This window comes from Burkholderia reimsis (assembly GCF_003294055.1).
Classification (GTDB): Bacteria; Pseudomonadota; Gammaproteobacteria; order Burkholderiales; family Burkholderiaceae; genus Burkholderia; species Burkholderia cepacia.
Genome location: NZ_QMFZ01000007.1, coordinates 219,348 through 243,145, shown reverse-complemented (window position 1 = coordinate 243,145; position 23,798 = coordinate 219,348). Strand labels below are relative to the sequence as shown.

Sequence of the window (23,798 nt, the reverse complement as noted above, 5' to 3'; positions counted from 1 at the left end):
CCGCCTCCACCGCGGCATTCAGCGCCAGAATATTCGTCTGAAACGAGATACTGTCGATCATCACGATGATCTCGGAGATCCGCTGCGATGCGTCGCTGATCTGCTCCATCGTCGTCACGACTTCTCCCACAACCTGCCCACCCCGCGCCGCCGTATCCGCCGCGCCATTGATCATCTTCGCCGCGGTAGTCGCCGTCTCGGTGTTGTTGCGCACCACGGCCGTGATTTCTTCCATCGACGAAGCCGTCCGCTCGAGGTTGCTCGACTGCCCTTCGGTGCGCTCGCTGAGATCCGCATTCCCCGAAGCAATCTGCGCCGACCCGGTCGCAATCGAAGCTGAAGCCGCCCGAATCCGATGAACGAGCGTCGATAACGACGACACGAACCGATTGAACGCATCCGACAGCTGCCCGATCTCGTCCTCGCTCTCCACCGTCATGCGGCGCGTCAAATCGCCCTGACCGCTGGCGATCTCCGACAGCAGCGTAGCCGCCCGACGAATCGGCGCGGCAATCGCACGCCCCACCAGCCAGATCACGAGCAGCGCAACCCCAAGCCCCACCACCGCCGCGACCAATGCCGCGCTGCGAATCGCACGCGTCACCGGCCCCAGCAGTTCGGCCTGCGGCACCTGAACGACCACATACGCATTCAGCTCCGGAATGAACGACGTCGCGATGAAGCGCGCGCCGCCATCACCCTCGTAACTGAGGTACGCATACGGCTTGCCCGCAAGCAACGTCGACGACGCCTCGCCCGGCAGCCCCGGCTCATCCTTCAGAAAATGCTTGCCGTCGATCAGCGACGTATCGCGATGCATCATGATCGCGCCGTCGGGACGCACGAGGTACGCAAACCCGGTCTCGCCGATCCGGTAAGCCGAAATACCCTTCGCGAGCGCATCGACGGACAGGCTCATGCTCGCCGCGCCGACCGGCACGCCGTCGAGTTCCACGCGGCTGTTGATGAACATCATGTAGCCGCCGACGGTCACCTCGCGATCCATGTTCACGTCGTACGCCTTGCCCGACGACAGGAAGCTGGTCAGCCACTGATCCTTGTCGGTCACCTTCCGCTGCAAGCCCGCTTCGTTGTAGTAGTTGCCGCTCTTCACCGACACCCACTGCACGGACGCGGCCTTCTGCTCGTCCTTCACGTTCTTCGCGAGCTGGATCCAGTTGCGCGTACCGGCGTCGGGTTCGCCGTCGGCTTCCCATTGCAGCAGAAACGCGTCGCGCGCGAGAATCCGCGACGCGGCGATCGGCCCGGCCATCTGCCGCTGCACGTCGGCGCGGATGCCGTTCACGGCCGTCGGCAACTCCTCGCGGACGACACGATCGCGCACCGCGTTGCCGATCAGACGGATGCTGAGTCCGCTCGAGATCGCGACGAACACGAGCAGGCAACTCGTCATGCTGAGAATCAGCTTGTTCTGAATGGAAAGCTTGCGCCAGAAATGCATGGGGAACCCTCGATAACCGCTCTGTCTGAGCCAGTTTGGGTTATCGGCATGCACGCGCGGAACCGCATCGCGGATTTCAGATGTTCATCATGCGAGATTTGTTATGTCGTTGTCAGGCGGGCATAACCGGCCGCCTGTCGACTCGCGATCAGCGCAGATCAGTATGCGACGAAGATCGTGACACGCCGGTTTCGCGCCCGCGAAGCCGCATCGTCGCCCGCGACGAGCGGCTGCGTATCGGCCCGCCCGATCGCCGCCAGGCGATGCGGCGCCACGCCGCGCTCGGTCAGGTAGCGCACGACGCTCCCCGCGCGCGCCGACGACAGCTCCCAGTTCGATTCGTATTTCGCATTCGCGATCGGCAGGCTGTCGGTATGCCCTTCGACGAGGATGTCGCCGGTCGCGTGCTCGCTCAGCGCCTGCGCAATCTGGTTCAGCACCGGCGACGAATCAGGCAGCAAGCGTGCATCGCCGACGTTGAACAGGATCTTCGCGTCGATGCCGATCTCGACACCGTGCGGCGCCTTCACCAGCGAAATCCGGCCGTTCGACTTCAACGAATCGAGCAACGCGAGCCACGGCGGCGCAGAGTCGGGCGTAGCCGCATCGGCAGCGCTCGCGGCACCGCCCGCCTGCCGCGCAAGCGTCTGGTACCGCGCGTCGAGTGCGTTGTATTTCGCGAGCTGGAGCACGTACAACGCGAGGAACAGCACCATCAGCGTCGTGATGAGATCCGCGTACGAAATCAGCCAGCGGCCGGACTGCGCGCCTTCGAGCTCGTCGTCGCGATCGGCGGCGGAGGCACCGTCAGTTCGAGCAGTCATGTTGTTGGGAATCCGGGTTGATCGTCCGACACACGCGCGTCACGCAAGCGATTCCACCGCGCGCCCGCGCACGTCGCCGGTCAGGCGCGTTTCGATCGTATGCGGCGATTCCTTGCGCGATATCGCCAGGAAACCGTCGAGATACAGCTTGCGAAACCGCAGCTCGCTGTCGATCTGCGCACGCAGCTTGCCGTAAAGCGGCAGGAACACGAGGTTCGCGAACGCCAGCCCGTACAGCGTCGCGATGAACGCGACCGCGATGCCCGGCCCGAGCTGCGCCGGTTCGAGGATGTGGCTCGTCACCTGCACGAGCCCGAGCACCGACCCGAGAATGCCGAACGTCGGCGCATATCCGCCCGCCTGCTGCCACACGCGCGCGGCCGCCAGGCGGCTGCGTTCGTAGGCATCGAGTTCGCGCTGCAACGCGTCCTCGAGCACGGCGGTCGACACGCCGTTCGCCAGCAGTTCGAGCCCGCGGCGCGCGAACGGATGGATGCCGCTCACGTCCATCGATTCGAACGCGAGCAGCCCGTCGAGCTTCGCGCGGTCGCCCCATTCGAGCAGGTCGGACAGGTTCTTGCGATCGACCTCGCGCGCCCGCACGAACGCGAGCCGCAACTGTTTCACCGCGTCGAAGAAGCGTGCCCAGGTGTTCTGGATCATCACCGCGCCGAGCGTGCCGCCGAGCACGATGACGAGCGCCTCGAACTGGAACAGCATCGGGAAATGCCCGCCTTCGAGCGCGAAGCCGAACACGATCGCCGCGCCGCCAAGCACCACACCGGCCAGGGTCAACAGATCCATGCGCGCCCCCTTGGTCATGCATCCGATGCCGATGCGACGGGCGCGGTGCCCGCCGCCGGCGCCTTCGCCGCGCGAACGGCATCCAGCACGCGCCGCTCGATGTCCTCGATCTCGACCGGATCGAGCTTGAGCTCGCGACGCATCACCCACGACACCTCGTTGCGCCGCGCCTCGGTCATCACGGAGAACAGCTTGTCGGCCACTGCGCGATCGTCGAGATTCGCGATCAGCTTCGCGAGATCGTAGGTGTCGAACGCGCTGATGACGTCGAACAGCGTGCGCGGGTCGATCCACACGAGATCCTCCAGCGCGCGCACGTCGCCTCCGCGACGCGCATTGCGCCGCGAGAAGTACGCGACGCCCTTCTGCTCGACGTAACTGAGCACCTTCGATTTGCGGAACGCGAACACTTCGTCGGCAATCTCGCCGTTCGACAGCTTGTTGAGCAGCATCGTCTTCTCTACGCCGATCAGCGATTCGAGATCGGCGAGCTCGATGAGCTCGAGTTCGCTGTTGATCGACAGGTCGAGATCGTGATCGGCCACCTGCTGCGCGCGATCGATCACGCGCGCGGCGTCGAACGTGACGACCTGGCGCGCATCCGACGACGACGCATAATCGGCCGCCCCGCCGGCGTGGTCCGCCTGCGCCGCTTCGATCGTGACGAGATTGAGCTTCTCCATGCGTCGCAGCATCGCGAGCACGTGCGGCCGCGAGTGGCCGGCGATCGCGCGGCATTTGCGGATCACTTCGGCGAGCGGCACCGACGTTTCGGCCGCATGCGCCTGCATCGGCCGGCGCGTCCACGCGTCGCCGGTTTCGCGTGCATCGGCGCCCGCCATCAGCGCCAGCACATGCGCATACGACAGCACGCCCGGCATGAAGTCGGCATGCGTATAGGTCGCGAGCTGGTCGTCCTTGCGCTTCACGCGGCGGATCATCGTGCGCACGATATGACGCAGCAGAGCCGACACACGCTCGATTTCCTCGTCGAGCATGCCGGCCGGCACGACCGTCAGCTGGCAGAATGAAAGCGCCTTCGCGGTATGGGCACGCGGCTCGGCCGCGAGCAACGCCGATTCACCGAAGAACTCGCCCCGACCGAGCGTCGCGACGACGACGCGCTTGTCGTCGCATCGCGTGGACAGTTCGACCTTGCCGTCGGTGATCAGAAAGATGACGGGCTCGCCCGCAAAACCCTCGGAATAAATGATTTCCCCGGGCGCCGCCGTACGCGTCCACGATTGCTGACGATTCAAGTCGATTCCCCTGCTGCGCTGATTGTTGCGGACTGCGCGTCGCACGTCGGAAGCATGCGATCGCGAGTCGTCCCCGTGACTCGTTTACGTCATCGCGCTCAACATCCTTTAGGGCATTCGTCCTCGCGTCGAACCGAAATCAAGGTAAAACGTTTGCGCGTTACGCGGCCAGATCGAAACGTTCGTTTCGATGCCGGTGCATGTAGTGCAATTGAAAGCGACGGGCGATCCCGCGCGTCAGAACTCCATGTCGAGTTCGTCGATGTCTTCGTGCTCCGCCTTCGCCGCATCGATCCACTCCGCCACAAACGGATGCGCGAGCACCTGCATGCAGTACTCGGCGATATCGGGCTCCAGCTTCACGTCGTAGGTCAGGAAGCGCGTGACGACGGGCGCATACATCGCGTCGGCGATCCCGATCTCCGCGCCGAACAACCAGGGGCCGCCGTACGCGGCCAGGCACTCGCGCCAGATCGTCACGATCCGCTCGATGTCGTGCTGCGCGCGCGACCAGATCCGGAAGCCGGGGAAATGCGCGCGCAGGTTCATCGGCAGCGCGGATCGCAACGCGCTGAAACCGGAATGCATCTCGCCGCAGATCGACCGGCAGTGCGCGCGCGCGCGCCGGTTCTCGGGCAGCAGCCGCGCCTGCGGCCGGATCTCGTTCAGGTATTCGGCGATCGCGAGCGTGTCCCATACCGTGTTGCCGTCGTGCGTCAGGCACGGCACGAGAATCGACGGCGACAGCAGCAGCAGCTCCGCGCGCGACGCGGCATCGATCGGCACGCTGACCGTCTCGAACACGAGCCCGCTCAGCTTCGCGAGCAGCCAGCCGCGCATCGACCACGACGAGTAATTGCGGCTGCTGATGGTCAGCGTCGTCTGTCCGGTGGATTCCATGTCGCTCCCCTGCTGGTTGCCGTTCGTGCCCCTGCACCGAAACGGACGCGTCACGCCGTTACCCGCACCATGCCTGTGCGGCCCATTCGCCGAACTGGCGCAGTGCCGCACGGTGGCGCGCCATGAGTCATGCGCGGAACCGGTTCGGCAGCACGTCTCCTGCACCCGTCCGTCGTCACGTGCCGCCTGCGCCGCCGCGTTCCCGAACTGCGTGCAACGCGCGTGCCAGCCGCACGCTGGCACACGGCTTGCCTCATTCCCTGCATCGCGGCGCAACGAGCGACGGTCATGAACCTGCTTGCCTATCCGTTTTATCAATGGTCTGCGGAATGCCTGCGCCCGGCGCGTGCATGGGCGGCCACCACGCGCGCGACGATGTCGCTGTGGCCGCCCGCGACGTCGACGCCGACCGGCCGCATGCTCGACGCGCTGTGCGAACTGCTCGAGTGCTGCGCGTTCTCGCACCGGCGTCCGCCGTTCGGGATCGAATCGATCGTCGTCGACGGCGACACGGTGCCGATCGTCGAGGAAGCGGCGGCCGTCACGCCGTTCGCGACGCTGCTGCATTTCCGCAAGGCGCGGCCGGTCGCGCGCCAGCCGCGCGTGCTGATCGTTGCGCCGATGTCCGGGCATTTCGCGACGCTGCTGCGCGGCACGGTGCGCACGATGCTGGCCGATCACGACGTGTACATCACCGACTGGCACAACCCGCGCGACATTCCGTTGACGGCCGGACGCTTCGGCTTCGACGAATACGTCGCGCACGTGATCGACTTCATCCGCCAGATCGGCCCGGACGCGCACGTGCTCGCGATCTGCCAGCCGACCGTCGCCGCACTCGCGGCGGTCGCGCTGATGGCGGCCGGCAGCGATCCGGCGCAGCCCGCGAGCCTGACGCTGATGGCCGGCCCGATCGACTGCCGCGTGAATCCGACCAAGGTCAATGCGCTCGCGACGAGCCAGCCGATCGAATGGTTCGCGCGCAACCTGATCAGCGTCGTGCCGCCCGGTTTCGTCGGCGCGCAGCGGTGCGTGTATCCGGGCTTCGTGCAGGTCGGCGCGTTCATGTCGATGAACCCGGACCGGCACGCGGCGTCGTTCGCCGATCTGTATTACGAGCGCGCGAAAGGCGATCCCGCGAAAGCGGACACGCTGCGGCACTTCTACGACGAATATTTCGCGACGGCCGACCTCACCGCGGAGTTCTACCTGGAAACGGTCGAGAAGGTGTTCCAGCAATACGCGCTCGCGCGCGGCGAGCTGACGGTCGGCGACCGGCTCGTCGAACCGGCGGCGATTCATCGCACCGCGCTGTTGACGATCGAAGGCGAGAAGGACGATATCTGCGCGGTGGGCCAGACGGTGGCCGCGCAGGAGCTGTGTTCGGGGTTGCCGCCGTATCTGAAGACGCACCACGTCCAGACGGGTGTGGGGCACTACGGCGTGTTCAACGGCAGCCGGTGGGAAACGCAGATCTATCCGATCGTGCGGGCGACGATCCATGACAACGAGCCGTACGATCGCACCGCGGGCGCGGAAGGCGATACGGACGGCACCCACTACGTCACGCTGCGTGCACTGCTCGATGCGCGTGCCACCGGGAGCGACGCGGCGGCGGAAACACGCTCGCATCACGCGCACTGAGCGCGGTCGGCGGCACAAATGCATCGCCCCGCCGCAGAGGCGGGGCGACGTTGGCGGCTGCGTCCGGCCGACGCGCGCGTGCATGCACGCGCGCGCCGGCCCTGCGCGTTACGAGCAGGCCTTGCCGTGCGACGCGTGGTAGCCCTTCGCCTTCGCGTCGGCTTCCGACATGTAGCTGCCGTGCTTCGTCTTGCCGTAGTACTTGTCGGTCGAGCAGTGGTAGACCTTCGTACTGTCGTTCGCCCACACCTTGCCCGCGCCGCCGCCCGGCGCTGCGGCCGCGGTCGTCGCGGCGGCGCTCTTCGCGGGAGCGGTGCCCGATGCCGGCGTAGCGGAAGCCGCCATGGCCGGCGCCGCGGCCGGTGCGCTCGCCGCCGCGGCGGCCGATGCGCCGTACCAGGTCTTCACGCCCTTGTGGCCCGCGCATGCGCCCTTCTTCGACGCGCCCGAGTAGAACGAGCCGTCCTTGCACAGACCGGTCGTGCCGGCCGGCGCGCTGGCCGGAACCTGCGCGAACGCACCGATCGACACACCCATGCCGGCGACCAGCGCGGCGATCAACATCGTTTTTTTCATGGTCCTCTCCTGATTTGCCTGAATGACGAAAACGTCCGGGGCGTTCCCGGGAACAGCCACGGTTACCGCACCCAGCGGCACACGCGGTGGTGGTGATGGTCGAAGTGGCACACGCGGTGCGAATGCGCTTCGGCCAGTGCCGGCACGAGCACGGCGCAAGCCAGTGCGGTTGCCGTCAGGATCTTCGCGATGCGGTTCATGGTGAAACTCTCCCGGATAGGTCAGCCGGTGATCCGGCTGGTACCTCCTTAACGCCGGTCGTCGACAGGCCGTGCACCGCACCGGCGCGCAATTGACGATCTTTGACATCGGATCGCCAATCGACGGCCGAAGCTGACGAATGTCTTTCTCTTCTTTCCGGTTCTTCAGCTTCGCGGCCGCTTGGAATTCGAATCAATGTGTCGAAGCGGGCATCAGTGAGCAAAAGCCAGCGGACCAATAAAAAACCGCCTGAATGCAGGCGGTTCGTCGAAAACGCACACCCAACCGGCCAGCTACGCACCGGCCTCCGCCCAAGGCGTTGGCTGCGGCACCGCGCACGGCCCTTCGACGTCGATCGATTTGAAGTCGGCAGGCCCGACGATCTCCAGGTACTCCATGTCCGGCGAGTAGTCGAACAGGTAGTGGACTATTCCCGGCGCCTGATGCACGCAGTCTCCGGCCGCCACCAGCGTTTCCTGTTCACCGTACATGAAGCGCGCCCAGCCCTTCAGCATGATCACGATATGGAATTCGGCTTCGTGACGGTGCCAGCCGGTGCCCGCCTCCGGTGCATGATTCGCCCTGACGAGTTGCGCGACGACCTTGCCGTTCGTCGCGGCGGCGATACCGAGATCGCGGTACAGAAAGAAGTCGCGCAGGCCCTCGCCTTGATAGGCGGTGTCCTGCGGCTTCACGTGGGAAAAAGCGGTGGTGGTCGGCGTGCTCATCGCGGTGCTCCTTCATCGAAAGGATCACGCGAGACAAGCATTAAGCGTTCCAGTTTTGCGGCGGTACGAAACCGTGCGCGTCACCGCTTGCGCCGCTTGCCGGTCAGCAGCGTCTGCGCGATCACACGTCTGTTAGCGCAGCCATTCACCCACCCGGGCGCGATTCGACGCAATCCATCGCGCGACACCCTTCTGCGGATCGGATTCACCGGCGGCACGGATATCGTTCATCAGCGAGCCGAGTGTCTGGTCGTCCATCTTCCATGCGCCGAGCCAGCGCGCGACATCCGGACGCGTATGACTGAAACCGGCCTTCGTGATCGCATAGATCGCGTCGGGTTGACCGTACACCTGCTTCGGGTCCTTCAGGTAGTGCATCGGATACTTCGCCCACACCCAGTGCGGATTCCACAGCGTGACGATGATCGGCTGGCGACGCTTTTGCGCGCGCTCCAGCGCGAGCAACATCGCGGCCTCCGATGACGGCAGCACGGTGGCGTCGAGCGCATACGCGGTGCGCGCTTCGCCCGTCAGTTTCATCAAGCCGCTGCCGGGTTCGATGCCGAAAATCGTCGGCTTGCCGTCGTGGCTGAACTCCGCGGCATGTGCGTTCAACTGGTCGATGCTGTCGATCGCGACGTAATCGGGCACCGCGAGGCCCAGTTGGGCGCGAGGAAACCACGGGCCGATCTTCTCGACGCGCGATTTGATCGCGTCGTACGGCGGGCCGTCCGCGGACGGCAGCCAGACTTCGAACGTCAGATCGAGCTTGCCCTGCGCGACGCCGTTATAGATGATCGCCTTGTCGCCGGACTGCAGCGTGACGTCGTAGCCTTTTTCCGCAAGCAGCGCCTTCCACAGATTCGCGACCGCGATATTCTCGGCCCAGTTGTTCACGCCGATCACAACCGTTCCATTGCTGGCGGCGTGCGCCGACGCCGAAACCGATAGCGCGAAGACAAGCATGAGCCGTCCGAGTACCGGGCGGCGCATGGCGACAGTGAACAGGCGGGCAAGCAACGACAGGATCATGGTAAGGGCTCCTATTGGACGGTGAAGGAACTTGGGCAGGACATGACGCGGCCGATGGAACCGGGCGGGCGCGATCGCGCGGACACCGGCATCCGGAGCAACGTTCATCCGTTCTCTTACCGATATATTTCTTGCGCCAATTTCCTTTTGACAGCGAGGAATTCCGATCGGGACCATCGGAGAGGCCGAATGATCGCGTCGTTGCATCTGGCCCGGCTCACCGGAGGCTACCGGATATGAAGCGCGATCACTCAGGCGGGCGACGACGCGCTCGCCGCGCGGCGGCGTTCCTCGACCATCGTCTCGATCAGCAGAGCCAGATCGTCGGCGGCCGGATTGCGAGTGCCGGGGGAGCGGAGCAGTTCGAGATCCGCGGGCGGCAGCGCCGGCAAGCCGTCTTCCTTGTCCAGCACGCGCCAGTTCGCGGGCAGCGTGCAGCGATCGATGATCGTCACCGCCGCACCGTGATTGACGGCGACCTTGATGCCGGTCGGGCTCTGGCTCGTGTAGATCACGTGATACGGCCGCCCGAGTGCGGCCAGTGCCGCGAGTCCGCGTTGACGGTAGCAGCAGGTTTCCGGAAAGAGCGCGAGCGGCACGGACGCGCCATCCGGCAACACGAAATCGCGATGCGCGGCCCACACCACGTCCTCGCGGCCGAGATGACGGCCGCCGCTTTGCGCGTTGTGCCTGACGACCAGTGCCAGATCGAGTTCGCCCGCCTGCAGGCGCTCGATCAGCTCCAGCGACATTCTGCAGTCGATATGCGGGCGCGCATCGGGCCGCAGGCGATAGAACTTTTCGAGCAGATCGGGCAACCAGAGCTCCGCGTAATCCTCAGGCAAGCCGAAGCGGATCACGCCATGGCCGCCCGTGCGCTTGAGTGCGGCGATCGCTTCGTTCTGCACCTGAATGATGCGGCGCGCATGAATCAGGAAGTTTTCCCCGTCTCTCGACAATGCCAGACGGCGACTGTCACGCAAAAACAGGTGCGTTTCCAGCCGCTCTTCGAGCGTTCGGATGCGCAGGCTGATCGTCGATTGCGTCCGGTGCATCTGCCGGGCAGCGGCGGTCACGCCGCCGCTGTCGACCACCGTGATGAACGCGCGCACGAGTTCTCCGTCGAGCGAGCTGAGTTGAGACCAATCGGGTTCGCTGATGTCAGTCATCGAAATTACTCGTTTTCCAAGGGAATTTGTCGATCGAATCATGGGCGCATCGATAGGCCGATTGTTGTCGAAAACAATTCAGGCCACAAACGCCTCAACCCTCGAAACTGGAGCCAACCGTGCAAGCAAGCCCGCCTCTCGCCGACGCAGAATGTACCGATCTGAGCGATATCGTCGATACCGACTGCTATCCGTTGCATGAACCCGGGCACGCCCGAATGCGCGACCTGGTCGCGACTTGCCGGGCCCAGCTGGCCAGCAGCGGCAGCGCGGTACTGAGCGGCTTCCTGCGCCCCGCCGCACTGGAACAAGCGCGCATCGAAGGGCTCGGCTTCGCGAAGAAAACCTATTTCTCGAGCCGCAAGGTCAACGCGTATTTCACCGCCGACGATCCGTCGCTGCCCGCCGCGGACCCGCGCCGTATCTTCATGGATCGCACGAGCGGCTTCGTCACGCGCGACGTGATCCCGGCCGATGCCATCGTTCACCGGATCTACGTGGCGCGTGCGATGAAGCAATTCGTCGCCGCGTGCCTCGGCGAAACGCAGATCTGGGAATACGCGGACCCGTACGCCGGGCTGGTCCAGAACGTCATGCCGCCCGGCACCGAACAGCCGTGGCACTACGACACCAACGAATTCATCGTGTCGATGATGACCCAGCAGCCCACGGCAGGCGGCGATTTCGAGTACTGCCCGAACATCCGGTCTCCCGAGGGCGAAAACTACGATGCGGTCGGCGCCGTGGTGCGCGGAGAGACGCGCACGCCAATCAGCGTGATCACGCTGAAGCCGGGCGATCTGCAACTGTTCAAGGGTCGTTTCTCGCTGCACCGCGTGACCCAGGTACGCGGCGACATCGATCGTCACACGACGATCTTCGCCTATTCGAAAAAGCCCGGCGTGATCGGCCGCCTCGAGCGCACCCGCCAGTTGTACGGCCGCGTATCCGAAATGCACCTGGAAGCCGAACAGACACTGGTCCGCGCGGACAACCTGGTCGACTGACGATGTGCGTTCCCGGTGGGCCAACCCATCACACTATTTCGTTGTACTGACACCCATAACGCCCCCTTACCATCATGACGATGCTTCGACCGACCCACCGCCCGGAAGATTGCGAACCCACCGCCGACGAAATCGCCCAGATCCAGCGCGACCGGCTTGCCGCGGTTCGCCGCGAACTGAAGAAACGCGACCTGACCGCCGCGATCCTGTTCGACCCGACCCACATGCGATACGCAACCGGCTCGCGCAACATGCAGGTGTATTCGATGCGCAATCCCGCACGCTATCTATTCGTGCCGGCCGAGGGAAAGGTGGTGCTGTTCGAATACGCGGGATGCGAATTCCTGGCCGACGGACTCGATACCGTGGATGAAGTCCGGCCGGCCACCGCGATCTCGTACTATTTTTGTGACGACATGCTGCGTCAGACCACCGAGCGCTGGGCGGACGAGATCGACGATCTGGTTCGCGCATGCGGCGGCGGCAAGCGGATCGCGATCGAAAGTGCGACATCGGCGGCCGCATTTGCGTTGCAAGCGCGCGGCTACGCGCTTTCGGACGCCCAGGAGCCGCTCGAACGCGCCCGTGCAATCAAGGTGAAGAACGAGATCAAGATGATCCGTGCGTCGTTGCGCGCGGCGGAAGCGGGCGTGCACAAGCTCGAGGCCGCCCTCGTGCCCGGCATCAGCGAGAACGAGCTGTGGTCGCACCTGCATCAGCATGTGATCGCGACCGACGGCGACTACGTCGAGACCCGCCTGATCAGCTCGGGCCCGCGCACGAATCCATGGTTCCAGGAAAGCAGCCCGCGCAAGATCCAGGCGGGAGAACTGGTCGGGCTCGATACCGACGTGGTGGGCCGCTTCGGCTACTACGCGGATTTCTCGCGCACGTTTCTATGCGGCGACGGCCCCGCGTCGACCGCGCAAAAGACGCTCTACCGCCTCGCCTATGAACAGATCCACACGAACATGGAGAACGTCAAGGCCGGCACCACGTTCCAGGAATTCATCGCGAAGGCGTGGCAGATCCCGCAACCGTACCGCGCACGCCGCTATTTCGCGCTGGCCCACGGCGTCGGGATGACAGGCGAATACCCGTACATCTGCCATCGCGAGGACAACGAGGCAAAGGGCTATGACGGCGTGATCGAACCCGGCATGACGCTGTGCATCGAGAGCTACATCGGCCATGAGGACGGTGGCGAGGGCGTGAAGCTCGAGGAACAGGTGTACGTGCGCGACGACGGCCAGCTCGAACTGCTGTCCGACTACCCGTTCGAGCGCCGTCTGCTCGCCTGAACGCCGCGCAAGACCGATCCCGCGGGGCGTGTTTGAAACCGTCTGTTACTTCAACCGCCCCGACAGGAACTGCCCGAGCCGTTCGCTCTTCGGATTCACGAGAATCTCCTGCGGATTCCCTTCCTCCTCGATCTTTCCCTGATGCAGGAAGATCACGTGATTCGACACGTTGCGTGCGAAGCCCATCTCGTGCGTGACGACGACCATCGTGCGACCTTCCTCGGCGAGCTTCTGCATCACCTTCAGCACTTCGCCCACCAGCTCCGGATCGAGCGCCGATGTCGGCTCGTCGAACAGCATCACCTCCGGCTCCATCGCGAGCGCGCGCGCAATGGCCACGCGCTGCTGCTGGCCGCCCGACAGGTGCGACGGGTACATGCCCTCGACGCGCGGCGCGAGCCCGACCTTCTCCAGGTACTTGCGTGCGCGGGCGATCGCTTCGTCCTTGCCGATCCCGAGCACGGCCATCGGCGCTTCGATCACGTTCTCGAGCACCGTCATGTGCGCCCACAGGTTGAAGTGCTGGAACACCATCGACAGCTTGGTGCGCATCCGCTGCAGCTGCTTCTGGTCGGCCACGCGCAGCGAGCCGTTGCGGTCGCGCGTGGTCTGGATCGGCTCGCTGCCGATCGTGATCTGCCCCGAGCACGGCTGCTCGAGGAAGTTGATGCAGCGCAGGAACGTGCTCTTGCCGGAGCCGCTCGAGCCGATGATGCTGATCACGTCGCCGGCCTTCGCCTTCATCGACACGCCCTTCAACACCTCGTTGTCGCCGAACTTCTTGTGCAGGTTGTCAACGGTAAGCTTGTACATGCTGGGTCCTTCCTTGCGAATCTTGCGAATGCGTTAATGGCCGTTAATGGTCGTTAATGGCCGCGCGGCGAGAGGTACGCGAGCCAGCGCGTCTCGAGCTTGCGGAACGCCCAGATGAGCGTGAACACGACGACGGCGTACAGCACGGCCGCGATGCCGTAGGCCTGGAACGACATGTACGTCGCCGAATTGACGTCGCGCGTGACCTTCAGGATGTCGGGCACGGTCGCGGTGAACGCGAGCGTCGTCGCGTGCAGCATCAGGATCACTTCGTTGCTGTAGCTCGGCAGCGAGCGGCGCAGCGCGGACGGCAGGATGATCCGCGTATAGAGCTTGAAGCGCGACATCCCGTAGGCCATGCCGGCCTCGATCTCGCCGGCCGACGTCGCCTTGATCGCGCCCGCGAAGATCTCCGTCGCATACGCGCATTCGTTCAGCACGAACGCGAGCAGCGTGCAGTTCATCGCGTTGCGGAAGAACGTGTCGAGCAGCACGTGGTCGTGCACGACCTGCAGGCTGTAGATGCCTGTGTAGCACATCAGCAGCTGCACGTAGAGCGGCGTGCCGCGGAACACGTACGTATAGAGCCACACCGGGCCCGAGATCCAGCGGTTCGACGACGCGCGCGCGATCGCGAGCGGCACGGCGAGCGCGAAGCCCAGCGCGATCGACACGACCAGCAACCACAGCGTGATCGCGAGGCCGCTGAAGCGGTAGCCGTCGGTGTAGAGATAGCTTTGCCAGTACTGGCTGACGAGTTCGATCACAGTGCGAGCCTCCGGACGCCGACGGAATAACGCTTCTCGAGGTGATGCAGCACGACGTTGGACACCGTCGTGATCGCGAGGTAGATCGCGCCTGCCGCAAGCGTGAAGAAGAAGAAATCGAGCGTGCTCTTGCCCGCGTCCTGCGACGCCTTGACGACGTCGGCGAGGCCGATGATCGACACGAGCGCGGTGGCCTTCACTAGCACCTGCCAGTTGTTGCCGATGCCGGGCAGCGCGAAGCGCATCATCTGCGGGAACAGGATGCGGCGGAACACGCGCCAGCCGCTCATCCCGTATGCGAAGCCCGCTTCGAGCTGGCCGCGCGGCACCGACAGGAACGCACCGCGGAACGTCTCGGTGAAGTACGCGCCGTAGATGAAGCCGAGCGTAATGACGCCCGCCACGAACGGGTCGATGTCGATCTGGTCCCAGCCGAGCGCGTCGGTGACGTTGTTCAGCAGGATCTGGATCCCGTAGAACAGCAGCAGCATCAGCACGAGGTCCGGCACCGCGCGGATCAGCGTCGTGTAGAAGGTGCCGATCGACTTGAGTACGCGGTTCGTCGACAGCTTCGCGCTCGCACCGATGAGGCCCAGAACGAGCGACGCGGCCAGCGACAGCACCGCGAGCTTCACGGTCTCGACCGTGCCGGCCCACAGAAGCGGGCCAAATCCTTGGAAGATCATAGAAGGGATCCAGAACGAAGTGGCTGGATTGTCAATAGCCATTAACCGCGCATCAAACGATATCTGCGCACTACCTGATGCGACTTGCTCATCAAGCCGGGGGCATCCCGCGAAGCGGATTGCACCCGGCACGGATGCGGCGCGCGCCGCAGGCGATGCGCGCCGCACGGACGGTCAGCCGCCGTAGACGTCGAATGCGAAGTACTTCTTCTCGAGCTTCTTGTACGTGCCGTCCTTGATGATGTCGGCGATCGCGTGGTCGATCTTCGCCTTCAGGTCGGCGTCGTCCTTGCGCAGCCCGATGCCGGCGCCGTTGCCGAGCGTCTTCGGATCGTCGATGTCCTTGCCGGCGAAATCGAAGCTCGCGCCGCGCGGCGTCTTCAGGAAGCCGATGTCGGCCTGCACCGCGTCCTGCAGCGCCGCGTCGAGGCGGCCCGACATCAGGTCCTGGTACGCACCGTCCTGGTTCTGGTAAGGCACGACCTGCACGCCCTTCGGCGCCCAGTACGTCTTCGCGTAGGTTTCCTGGATCGTGCCCTGCTCGACGCCGACCGACTTGCCCTTCAGCGATTCGGCCGTCGGCTGCAGGTTCGCGCCCTTCTTCGCGACGAGGCGCGTCGGCGTGTTGAACAGCTTGTCGGAGAACGCGATCTGCTCGGCACGCGCCGGCGTCATCGACATCGACGACAGCACGCCGTCGAACTTCTTCGCCTTCAGCGCGGGAATCATCCCGTCGAAGTCGTTCTCGATCCACACGCACTTCGCCTTCAGGCGGGCGCAGATCTCGTTGCCGAGATCGACGTCGAAGCCGACGACCTTGCCGCTTGTGTCCTTCGATTCGAACGGCGGATAGCTGGCGTCGACGCCGAACCGGATCGTCGACCAATCCTTGGCGTGGGCACCGACCGCGATGCAGGCAAGGGCAATACTGAGCGCGAGTTTCTTCATGGCGTTCCTGTCGTGGACGAACTGGGCAAGGGTCCCGTCGGACAGCCCGCACCGGCGCGGCCGGCACGGCGCCCCGCCGTGAACCCTTCCAACCCGGGCATCGCCTCCTCCGGCGACCGCCCAAGTTGTACATACAACTTTGCCCGCGCAGGAGCACCACCAGCAATCCGTGTTTATCTCTAATTGTCGGCGGATTATGGCCGTGGGTCGTAAATTCCCTTCAACTTCAATTAATTACAAATTACATCGAGCTAAACGACAGCTTTCTCCGCGCGCAGGTTCGTGGCCGGGAGCGGGTTTTCACCTGTCTAGACCTGTCGACGCCGCATCACGCTGCCCGTCCGTCATGCCGACCGTTTCCAGACCGACCAGCCGGTAGCCGAACTGCAGTTCCGTCAACAGGTGCCGCGGCCGCGCCGGCACCGGTTCGAGCTTCTGTCGCAGGGTCGTCATGTACACGCGCACGTAGTGCGCGCGTTCCGCGTCGTGGATCCCCCACACCTCGGCCAGCAATTGCCGCGCGGCGACCACGCCGCCGCGCGCGCGAATCAGCGCGGCGAGCAGCCGGAATTCGAGGCGCGTCAGATGAACCGGCTCGCCGCCGCGGGCGACTTCGTGCTTGCCGAGATCGACGGTCACGTCGCCGAAGCGCACGATCGACGACGATTGCCCGTCGGCCGACACGAACGCCGCGCGCCGCAACTGCGCGCGCGCCCGCGCGAGCAGTTCGGGCACGCCGAACGGCTTCGGCAGGTAATCGTCCGCGCCCGCGTCGAGCGCCGCGACCTTCTCCACCTCCTGCTGCCGCGCCGACAGCACGATCACCGGCACCGTCGACCATTCGCGCAGTTCGCGGATGAACGTCTTGCCGTCGTCGTCCGGCAGCCCGAGATCGACGATCACGAGATCGGGCTTGCTGCTCGACGCGTACATCCGCGCCTCGCGGGCCGTCGACGCCTCGCAGGTGTCGAGCCCCTCCTGTTCCAGTGCCATCCGCACGAAACGGCGGATGTCCGATTCGTCCTCGACGACAAGTACGCGCGATCTGATCATGTCCGGCTCTCGTGTTCGATGTCGGGTGGCGCACCCAGTGGCAGGCGAATCTCGAACCGCGCGCCGTGCGGATCGAGCGGCACCGCGCGGATCGAGCCGCCGTGCGCGTTGACGATGCTGCGGCACAGCGCGAGCCCGAGCCCCACGCCGCTGATCGACGATTCCTTGCGCTCGCGCTCGAACGGCTCGAACAGCGGCTCGGTGTTGCGCGCGACGAAGCCCGGCCCGTCGTCCTCGACGAACACGTACAGCGTTTCGCCGAACACGCGTGCGCGCACCGCCACGGCCGCCTCCGCGCCCGCGTACTTCGCCGCGTTGTCGAGCAGGTTCATCAGCACGCGCTCGATCAGCAGCGCGTCGACGTCGATCAGCGGCAGGTCGGCCGGCAGGTCGGCGCTCACGTCGCGGCCGGCCAGCACGCCGGCCGAATGCGCGAGCGCGCTGCCGACGATCTCATCGAGCATGTGCCACTCGCGATTCAGCCGCACGCCCTCGCTCTGCATGCGCGCGAGATCGAGCAGGTTCACGACGAGCCCGTGCAGCGCCTCGGCCTGGTTGCGGATGCCGTGCGCGAGCGCGACCGGCTGCCCGTCGGCCAGCCGCTCGGGCCGCTCGAGCGTCTCGGCGAGCCCGCGGATCGCGGTCAGCGGCGTCTTCAGGTCGTGCGACACGGCGGCGAGCAGCGCGTTGCGCAGCCGCTCGCCTTCGATCCGGACGAGCGTGTGCTGCGCGACGCCGACGTAGTGCACGCGCTCGAGCGCCATCGCGATCGACGAACACAGCGCGTCGATCAGGCGGCGGTCGTCGGGGTCCGTGGGTACCGGCTGCGCGTCGCCGAACAGCACGAGCACGCCACGCACGCGCATCGGCGCCTTCAGCGGCAGGTACTGCGCGGCCGCGCGCTCGAACGGCGGCAGCCCGCACCCGGCGCCGCGCGCGTGCTCGTAGGCCCAGCGGGCAATCGGCGCTTCGACGAACGCGGCGTGCGGCGCCGGCATCAGACGGTCGTCCGCGTCGGGCAGCACGAGCGCGACGCGCACGCCGAGCAGCGGCGCGATCGTGCCGGTGCAGATCGATGCGATCTGTTCGGTTTCGATCGCCGCCGACAGATCATGCGCGACACGCGCGAGCGCGGCCGAGCGCTTCTCGTTCGCGCGCGCGGCCCGCGCCTCCGCGCGCAGGCGTGCCGCGAGCTGGCCGATCGCGAGCGCGACGGCGAGCATCAGTGCGAACGTGAACACGTACTGCGTATCGGACACCGCGAACGACAGCCTCGGCTCGACGAAGAAGAAGTCGAAGCAGCCGACGCAGACGAACGCGGCCCACGCACCGGCCAGCCGGCCGAGCCGCAGCGCGATCAGCACGACGGTCATCAGGAACAGCATCACGACGTTCGACAGGTCGAACACGCGCAGCAGCGCGCTCGCCGCCAGCGTCGCGAGCGCGCACACGAGCGTGGCGAGCAGCAGCGGCACCGCGTACTGCGACACCCACACGTGCGTGCGCGGGTGCGCCTCGCGCACGGCCAGCGCCGGCCGCGTATCGGGCCCCGCGCCCGCGATGCGGTCGGCCAGCGCCGCGCACGCGCGCAGCACGGCTCGCCAGCGGTCGCGGCGCGCGCCGGCCCCGCTGTGGCGGGCAGCGGTGTCCCGCCGCCTCGTTGCCCGTCGATTCGCATCCTTCACGTTCACATTCACATCCATGATCGCTTCCGGCAATTGAAACGCCGAACGGCCCCGCGCACGCCGCGAAGGCGTGAGCGGGGCCGCGACGGCGCGTTCGGTCAGATAAACGGCGTCAACAGCATGTCGATCAGCTTGATGCCGATGAACGGCGCGACGATTCCGCCCACGCCGTAGATCAGCAGGTTGCGCCCCAGCAGCTTGCCGGCCGGCTCCGCGCGATACTTCACGCCCTTCAGCGCGAGCGGGATCAGCGCGACGATGATCAGCGCATTGAAGATCACCGCCGACAGGATCGCCGACGTCGGGCTGTGCAGGCCCATCACGTTCAGCGCGCCGAGCGCCGGATAGGTCGCGACGAACGCGGCCGGGATGATCGCGAAATACTTCGCGAGATCGTTGGCGACGCTGAACGTGGTCAGCGCGCCGCGCGTCATGATCATCTGCTTGCCGACTTCGACCACCTGCATCAGCTTCGTCGGGTTGCTGTCGAGGTCGACCATGTTGGCTGCCTCCTTCGCCGCCTGCGTGCCGCTGTGCATCGCGACGGCCACGTCGGCCTGCGCGAGTGCGGGCGCGTCGTTGGTGCCGTCGCCCGTCATCGCGACGAGATGGCCCTTCGCCTGGTGCTCGCGGATCAGCCGCAGCTTGTCCTCGGGCGTCGCTTCGGCCAGGTAGTCGTCGACGCCGGCTTCCGCCGCGATCGCCGCCGCGGTGAGGCGGTTGTCGCCGGTGATCATCACGGTCTTCACGCCGACCTTGCGCAACTCGGCGAAGCGCGCGGCGATCCCGTGCTTGACGATGTCCTTCAGCTCGATCGCGCCGAGCACGCGGGCGCCGTCGGCGACGACGAGCGGCGTGCCGCCGCGCCGCGCGATTTCGTTGACGGCCGTCTCGACCGCCTGCGGAAACGCGCCGCCGAGCGCATCGACGTGCGCGCGGATCGCCGACGCCGCGCCCTTGCGCACCTGCCGCCCGCCGATATCGAGGCCGCTCATCCGCGTGCGCGCGCTGAACGGCACGGCAAAACCGCCGTCGATCGTCTTGCCCTCCAGCGCGAACCGCTGTTTCGCGAGCGCGACGATCGAACGCCCCTCGGGCGTCTCGTCGGCAAGCGACGACAGCTGCGCGGCCTCGGCCAGCGCACGCTCGTCCACGCCCGGCGCCGGCCGGAACTGCACGGCCTCGCGGTTGCCGAGCGTGATCGTGCCGGTCTTGTCGAGCAGCAGCACGTCGACGTCGCCGGCCGCCTCGATCGCGCGGCCCGACGTCGCGAGCACGTTCGCGCGCATCATGCGGCTCATCCCGGCGATGCCGATCGCCGACAGCAGCGCGCCGATCGTCGTCGGGATCAGGCAGACGAGCAGTGCGATCAGCACGGTCAGGCTCACCGCCGAACCCGACGCGTTCAGCAGCACGCTGAACTGCGAGAACGGCAGCAGCGTCGCGCACACGAGCAGGAAGATGATCGTCAGCGCGACGAGCAGGATCGTCAGCGCGACTTCGTTCGGCGTCTTGCCGCGCTTCGCGCCCTCGACCATCGCGATCATCCGGTCGAGAAAGGCCTCGCCCGGCTGCGCGGTGATCTTCACGACGATCCAGTCGGACAGCACGCGCGTGCCGCCCGTCACCGACGAGAAATCGCCGCCCGACTCGCGGATCACGGGCGCGGATTCGCCGGTGATCGCCGATTCGTCGACCGACGCGACGCCGTCGATCACTTCGCCGTCGGCGGGAATCGTGTCGCCGGCCTCGACGAGCACGATGCTGCCGGCCGCGAGTTCGTCGCTCGGCACGCGATGGCTGGTGCTGCCGTACCGCTTCGGTTCGTCGAGCACCTTCGCGTACACGCGCTTGCGCGCCGCGCGCAGCGCGTCGGCCTGCGCCTTGCCGCGCCCTTCGGCCAGCGCCTCGGCCGCGTTCGCGAACAGCACGGTGAACCACAGCCAGCACGCGACCGCGAAGATGAAGCCGGCCGGCGCATCGCCGGTGCCGGTCAGCGCCTGCAGCCACAGCACGGTCGTGACGATGCTGCCGAGATAGACGACGAACATCACGGGATTCTTCAACTGCACGCGCGGCGCGAGCTTGCGGAAGGCCTCGCGCAGCACGGCCGTCCGGCGCATCGGCGGCACGGCGCCGACCGGGATCGCCGCCGGATTGATCGGGGTTTCGATATGGGACATGAGTGACTCCGTGGTTCCTGCCATTACTTCGCGCCGGCCGCCTGGCCGAAAGCGCGATCCAGCGCGAGGTTCAGGTCGAGCACGCGCACGCGCGGTTCGCCGAGCACGCCGAGCTGGCGCGGCGATGCGATGCGTTCGACCAGCGCCGCGACCTGTGCTGCATCGACGCCGCGTGCCTGCGCGACGCGTGCCGCCTGCAGCCGCGCGTTCGCCACCGAGATCTCGGGATCGAGCCCCGATGCCGACGCGGTCACGGCATCCGCCGGTACCGGCGTGCCGGCGGCGAGCGCGTTCTCCTGCCGGTACGCGCGTACCCGCTGCGCGATATCCGCGAGCAGCTTCTTGCTGGTTGCCCCCTGGTTGCTGGCGCCGCTGCCGGCCGCGTTGTACGGCTGGTCGACCGTCTTCGACGGATCGGCCGGATCGGTGCCGGTCGTCGCGCTCGGCCGCCCGTGGAAGTAGCCGGCGCGCGTGAAGTACTGCCCGATCACCGTCGAGCCGATCGTCGTGCCGTTGCGCTCCACGAGACTGCCGCGCGCCTGCGACGGGAACAGCACGTTCGCGACGCCCGTGGTGAGCAGCGGATACGCGATGCCCGTGACGAGCATGAACAGCACCGACGATGCGATCACGGGCCGCACGAGGCCGCGCGTCGCCGCGCCGAACAAAGAACCGGGTGCCGGCGCGGCGGCGGCCGCTGCCTGGCGATTGCCTTGCATCATGATGTTTTCCTCAGAACAGTTGGCCGCCCGACATCAGCAGGTGCTCGACGACCGGGCCGAGCGCGAGCGCGGGCAGGAACGTGAGGCCGCCGACGACCAGGATCACGAAGACCAGCAGGCCGGCGAACAGGCCCGTCGACGTCGACAGCGTGCCCGCGCTTTCCGGCACGCTCTTCTTCGCGGCGAGGCTGCCCGCGACCGCGAGCATCGGCAGCAGCGTCAGGTAGCGGCCGATCAGCATCGCGAAGCCGATCGTCGTGTTGAAGAACGGCGTGTTCGCGTTCAGGCCCGCGAACGCGGAGCCGTTGTTGGCGGTGCCCGACGTGTACGCGTACAGCACCTCGCTGAAGCCGTGCGGGCCGAGGTTCGCGAGGCTGTCCATCGTCGAGTGCAGCATCGCGGCCAGTGCGGTGAAGCCGAGGATGCTGAACGGATGCGCGAGCACCGCGAGCATCACGAGCTTCATCTCGCGCGCCTCGATCTTCTTGCCGAGGAATTCCGGCGTGCGCCCGATCATCATCCCGACCAGGAACACCGTGAGGATCGCGAACGTGAACAGGTTGATCAGGCCGACGCCGTCGCCGCCGAACACGTTGTTCAGCATCATCTGTGCGATCGGCACGAGGCCGCCGAGCGGCGTTAGCGAGTCGTGCATCGCGTCGACCGAGCCGGTGGTCGCGGCGGTCGTGACGGTGGCGAACAGGCTCGTCTGCGCGATGCCGAAGCGCATCTCCTTGCCTTCCATGTTGCCGCCCGGCTGCGCGGCGCTCATCTGCTGGTCGACGCCGAGCCCGGCCACGAGCGGATTGCCGTGCTGCTCGGCCGAATAGATCACGGCCAGGAAGCCGACGAACATCACGACGAACGCACCGAGGATCACCCAGCCCTGGCGGCGCCGGCCGATCATCGTGCCGAGCGTGTAGGTCAGCGCGGACGGAATCAGCAGCATCGACAGCATGTGCAGCGTGTTGGTGAGCGGCGTCGGGTTCTCGAACGGATGCGCGGCGTTCATGCTGAAGAAGCCGCCGCCGTTCGTGCCGATGTGCTTGATCGATTCGAGGCTGGCAACGGGCCCCGTCACGATCTGCTGGCGCGCGCCTTCGAGCGTGGTCGCCCACGCATCGGACGCGAGCGTCTGCGGGATGCCCTGCCACACGTACACGAGCGCCATCGCGAAGCTGAGCGGCAGCAGCACGCGATAGGTCACGCGCGTGAAGTCGACCCAGTAGTTGCCGATGTCCGCCGCGCTCTTGCGGCTCAGCCCGCGGATGAAGCCGCCCGCGGCCGCGACGCCGGTCGCCGCGCTGGCCACCATCAGGAACGTGATGACGGCCATCTGCGAGAAGTTCGACAGGCTGCTCTCGCCCGCATACGCCTGCCAGTTCGTGTTCGTGATGAACGACGCGGCGGTGTTGAACGCGAGGTCGGGGCTTTGCGCGGCGCGCTGCAACGCATCGAACGGCAGCGTGTCCTGGATGCGCAGCAGCAGGTAGCCGAGCAGCATCATCCCGGCATTGCTGAGCAGCAGCACCATGCCGTAGCGCTGCCACGACATCGCTTCGTCGGGATTCACGCCGAGCAGCGCATAGGTACGGCGTTCGACCCACGCGTGGCGCGGGCTCGTAAAGGCGTGCGCGAGCCATTTCCCGACGACGGGCACCAGCGCCAGCATGATCGCGAGAACGATCGCGAATTGAATGAGATTGTTGAACATGTCGACGCTCGCTCAGATCCGGTCAAGGCCGGTGATGAAACCGGCCGTCAAGGCAAAGAACGCGAGCGTGAACAGAATGAAAAGCAGATCGCTCATGACATCCACCGATATTTTTCGAATTCCTGTTGAATCGCGCCGATCAATACCGCTCGGGTTTGATCAAGGCATGAAACAGATAGATAAAGAGCGCGAGCGACAGCGCGCCGGTGATCCACAACATGGCTTTCCCCTTTTTTCGTATGCGCGGCGACACCGCGCGATCGTCGGCGTGGCGGGCCTTGCCTTGCCGGCGCAGGCCCGTGTGACGCCCCCATGCTCGT

At 66.1% G+C, this 23,798-nt stretch carries 23 protein-coding genes; 3 read left to right on the top strand and 20 right to left on the bottom strand.

Annotation, left to right across the window (positions count from 1 at the left end):
- From DPV79_RS11705 to DPV79_RS11685, 5 genes are all read right to left on the bottom strand, one after another.
- On the bottom strand, positions 1 to 1,462 hold a 1,462-nt coding region (locus tag DPV79_RS11705; RefSeq protein ID WP_133295640.1), incomplete at its 3' end, for a methyl-accepting chemotaxis protein.
- A 158-nt stretch (positions 1,463 to 1,620) separates the two neighbouring features.
- Positions 1,621 to 2,286 (bottom strand): OmpA/MotB family protein, encoded by a 666-nt coding sequence (locus DPV79_RS11700; RefSeq protein ID WP_059493620.1) that lies wholly within the window; start codon positions 2,284 to 2,286, stop codon positions 1,621 to 1,623.
- A gap of 39 nt (positions 2,287 to 2,325) precedes the next feature.
- Complete coding sequence (locus DPV79_RS11695) at positions 2,326 to 3,090, bottom strand: flagellar motor protein (protein ID WP_021157322.1); 765 nt, start codon at positions 3,088 to 3,090, stop codon at positions 2,326 to 2,328.
- Positions 3,091 to 3,104: 14 nt separating this feature from the next.
- A complete protein-coding gene (locus DPV79_RS11690) occupies positions 3,105 to 4,349 on the bottom strand; it encodes a Crp/Fnr family transcriptional regulator (RefSeq protein ID WP_113045492.1) in 1,245 nt (414 codons plus the stop codon).
- A gap of 237 nt (positions 4,350 to 4,586) precedes the next feature.
- Positions 4,587 to 5,249 carry a glutathione S-transferase family protein gene (locus DPV79_RS11685; protein WP_021157324.1) on the bottom strand — a complete coding sequence of 221 codons (663 nt, stop codon included), beginning with the start codon at positions 5,247 to 5,249 and terminating at the stop codon, positions 4,587 to 4,589.
- 288 nt (positions 5,250 to 5,537) lie between these two features.
- Here DPV79_RS11685 and DPV79_RS11680 point away from each other — a divergent pair, with 288 nt between their 5' ends.
- Positions 5,538 to 6,893 (top strand): polyhydroxyalkanoate depolymerase, encoded by a 1,356-nt coding sequence (locus tag DPV79_RS11680; protein WP_059859293.1) that lies wholly within the window; start codon positions 5,538 to 5,540, stop codon positions 6,891 to 6,893.
- 108 nt (positions 6,894 to 7,001) lie between these two features.
- Here DPV79_RS11680 and DPV79_RS11675 read toward each other — a convergent pair whose 3' ends face one another.
- The 5 genes from DPV79_RS11675 to DPV79_RS11660 form a co-directional block, all read right to left on the bottom strand.
- Entirely contained in the window at positions 7,002 to 7,469 is a 468-nt protein-coding gene (locus DPV79_RS11675; protein WP_059493626.1) for a DUF3761 domain-containing protein, read from the bottom strand.
- Positions 7,470 to 7,531: 62 nt separating this feature from the next.
- Positions 7,532 to 7,669, bottom strand: coding sequence for an HHHH-motif protein (locus tag DPV79_RS42595; protein WP_006488624.1), 138 nt, complete (start codon positions 7,667 to 7,669; stop codon positions 7,532 to 7,534).
- A 294-nt stretch (positions 7,670 to 7,963) separates the two neighbouring features.
- Positions 7,964 to 8,398: a cupin domain-containing protein gene (locus DPV79_RS11670; protein ID WP_113045491.1), complete on the bottom strand. Its 435-nt coding sequence runs from the start codon at positions 8,396 to 8,398 to the stop codon at positions 7,964 to 7,966.
- 132 nt (positions 8,399 to 8,530) lie between these two features.
- Complete coding sequence (locus DPV79_RS11665) at positions 8,531 to 9,430, bottom strand: glycine betaine ABC transporter substrate-binding protein (protein ID WP_244321741.1); 900 nt, start codon at positions 9,428 to 9,430, stop codon at positions 8,531 to 8,533.
- 251 nt (positions 9,431 to 9,681) lie between these two features.
- Entirely contained in the window at positions 9,682 to 10,641 is a 960-nt protein-coding gene (locus tag DPV79_RS11660) for a LysR substrate-binding domain-containing protein (protein WP_244321740.1), read from the bottom strand.
- Between the two features lie 176 nt (positions 10,642 to 10,817).
- Here DPV79_RS11660 and DPV79_RS11655 point away from each other — a divergent pair, with 176 nt between their 5' ends.
- Together DPV79_RS11655 and DPV79_RS11650 are read left to right on the top strand one after the other, a co-directional pair.
- Positions 10,818 to 11,606 carry a HalD/BesD family halogenase gene (locus DPV79_RS11655; RefSeq protein WP_208866718.1) on the top strand — a complete coding sequence of 263 codons (789 nt, stop codon included), beginning with the start codon at positions 10,818 to 10,820 and terminating at the stop codon, positions 11,604 to 11,606.
- Positions 11,607 to 11,686: 80 nt separating this feature from the next.
- Positions 11,687 to 12,907, top strand: coding sequence for a M24 family metallopeptidase (locus DPV79_RS11650; RefSeq protein ID WP_208866717.1), 1,221 nt, complete (start codon positions 11,687 to 11,689; stop codon positions 12,905 to 12,907).
- 45 nt (positions 12,908 to 12,952) lie between these two features.
- Here DPV79_RS11650 and DPV79_RS11645 read toward each other — a convergent pair whose 3' ends face one another.
- The 10 genes from DPV79_RS11645 to kdpF form a co-directional block, all read right to left on the bottom strand.
- Positions 12,953 to 13,720, bottom strand: coding sequence for an ABC transporter ATP-binding protein (locus DPV79_RS11645; RefSeq protein WP_042973307.1), 768 nt, complete (start codon positions 13,718 to 13,720; stop codon positions 12,953 to 12,955).
- Positions 13,721 to 13,773: 53 nt separating this feature from the next.
- On the bottom strand, positions 13,774 to 14,487 hold the full coding sequence (locus DPV79_RS11640) for an ABC transporter permease (RefSeq protein WP_111939136.1): 714 nt from the start codon (positions 14,485 to 14,487) through the stop codon (positions 13,774 to 13,776).
- Positions 14,484 to 15,173: an ABC transporter permease gene (locus DPV79_RS11635; protein ID WP_048022423.1), complete on the bottom strand. Its 690-nt coding sequence runs from the start codon at positions 15,171 to 15,173 to the stop codon at positions 14,484 to 14,486. Before DPV79_RS11635 ends, DPV79_RS11640 begins: the two co-directional genes overlap by 4 nt.
- A 174-nt stretch (positions 15,174 to 15,347) precedes the next feature.
- On the bottom strand, positions 15,348 to 16,121 hold the full coding sequence (locus tag DPV79_RS11630) for an ABC transporter substrate-binding protein (protein ID WP_113045487.1): 774 nt from the start codon (positions 16,119 to 16,121) through the stop codon (positions 15,348 to 15,350).
- Between the two features lie 300 nt (positions 16,122 to 16,421).
- The gene (locus DPV79_RS11625) at positions 16,422 to 17,174 is read right to left on the bottom strand and encodes a response regulator (protein WP_113045486.1); all 753 of its coding nucleotides are present in this window, start codon (positions 17,172 to 17,174) and stop codon (positions 16,422 to 16,424) included.
- Positions 17,171 to 18,877: a DUF4118 domain-containing protein gene (locus tag DPV79_RS11620; RefSeq protein WP_113045485.1), complete on the bottom strand. Its 1,707-nt coding sequence runs from the start codon at positions 18,875 to 18,877 to the stop codon at positions 17,171 to 17,173. The genes DPV79_RS11625 and DPV79_RS11620 overlap by 4 nt, the downstream gene beginning before the upstream one ends.
- Before the next feature lie 80 nt (positions 18,878 to 18,957).
- Positions 18,958 to 20,982, bottom strand: coding sequence for a potassium-transporting ATPase subunit KdpB (gene kdpB, locus DPV79_RS11615; protein WP_059675186.1), 2,025 nt, complete (start codon positions 20,980 to 20,982; stop codon positions 18,958 to 18,960).
- A gap of 83 nt (positions 20,983 to 21,065) precedes the next feature.
- Entirely contained in the window at positions 21,066 to 21,764 is a 699-nt protein-coding gene (gene kdpC / locus DPV79_RS11610; RefSeq protein ID WP_208866716.1) for a potassium-transporting ATPase subunit KdpC, read from the bottom strand.
- Positions 21,765 to 21,774: 10 nt separating this feature from the next.
- Positions 21,775 to 23,478 (bottom strand): potassium-transporting ATPase subunit KdpA, encoded by a 1,704-nt coding sequence (gene kdpA / locus DPV79_RS11605; protein ID WP_113045484.1) that lies wholly within the window; start codon positions 23,476 to 23,478, stop codon positions 21,775 to 21,777.
- 139 nt (positions 23,479 to 23,617) lie between these two features.
- Positions 23,618 to 23,698 (bottom strand): K(+)-transporting ATPase subunit F, encoded by an 81-nt coding sequence (gene kdpF / locus DPV79_RS43850; protein ID WP_063623159.1) that lies wholly within the window; start codon positions 23,696 to 23,698, stop codon positions 23,618 to 23,620.
- Positions 23,699 to 23,798 lie beyond the last annotated feature (100 nt).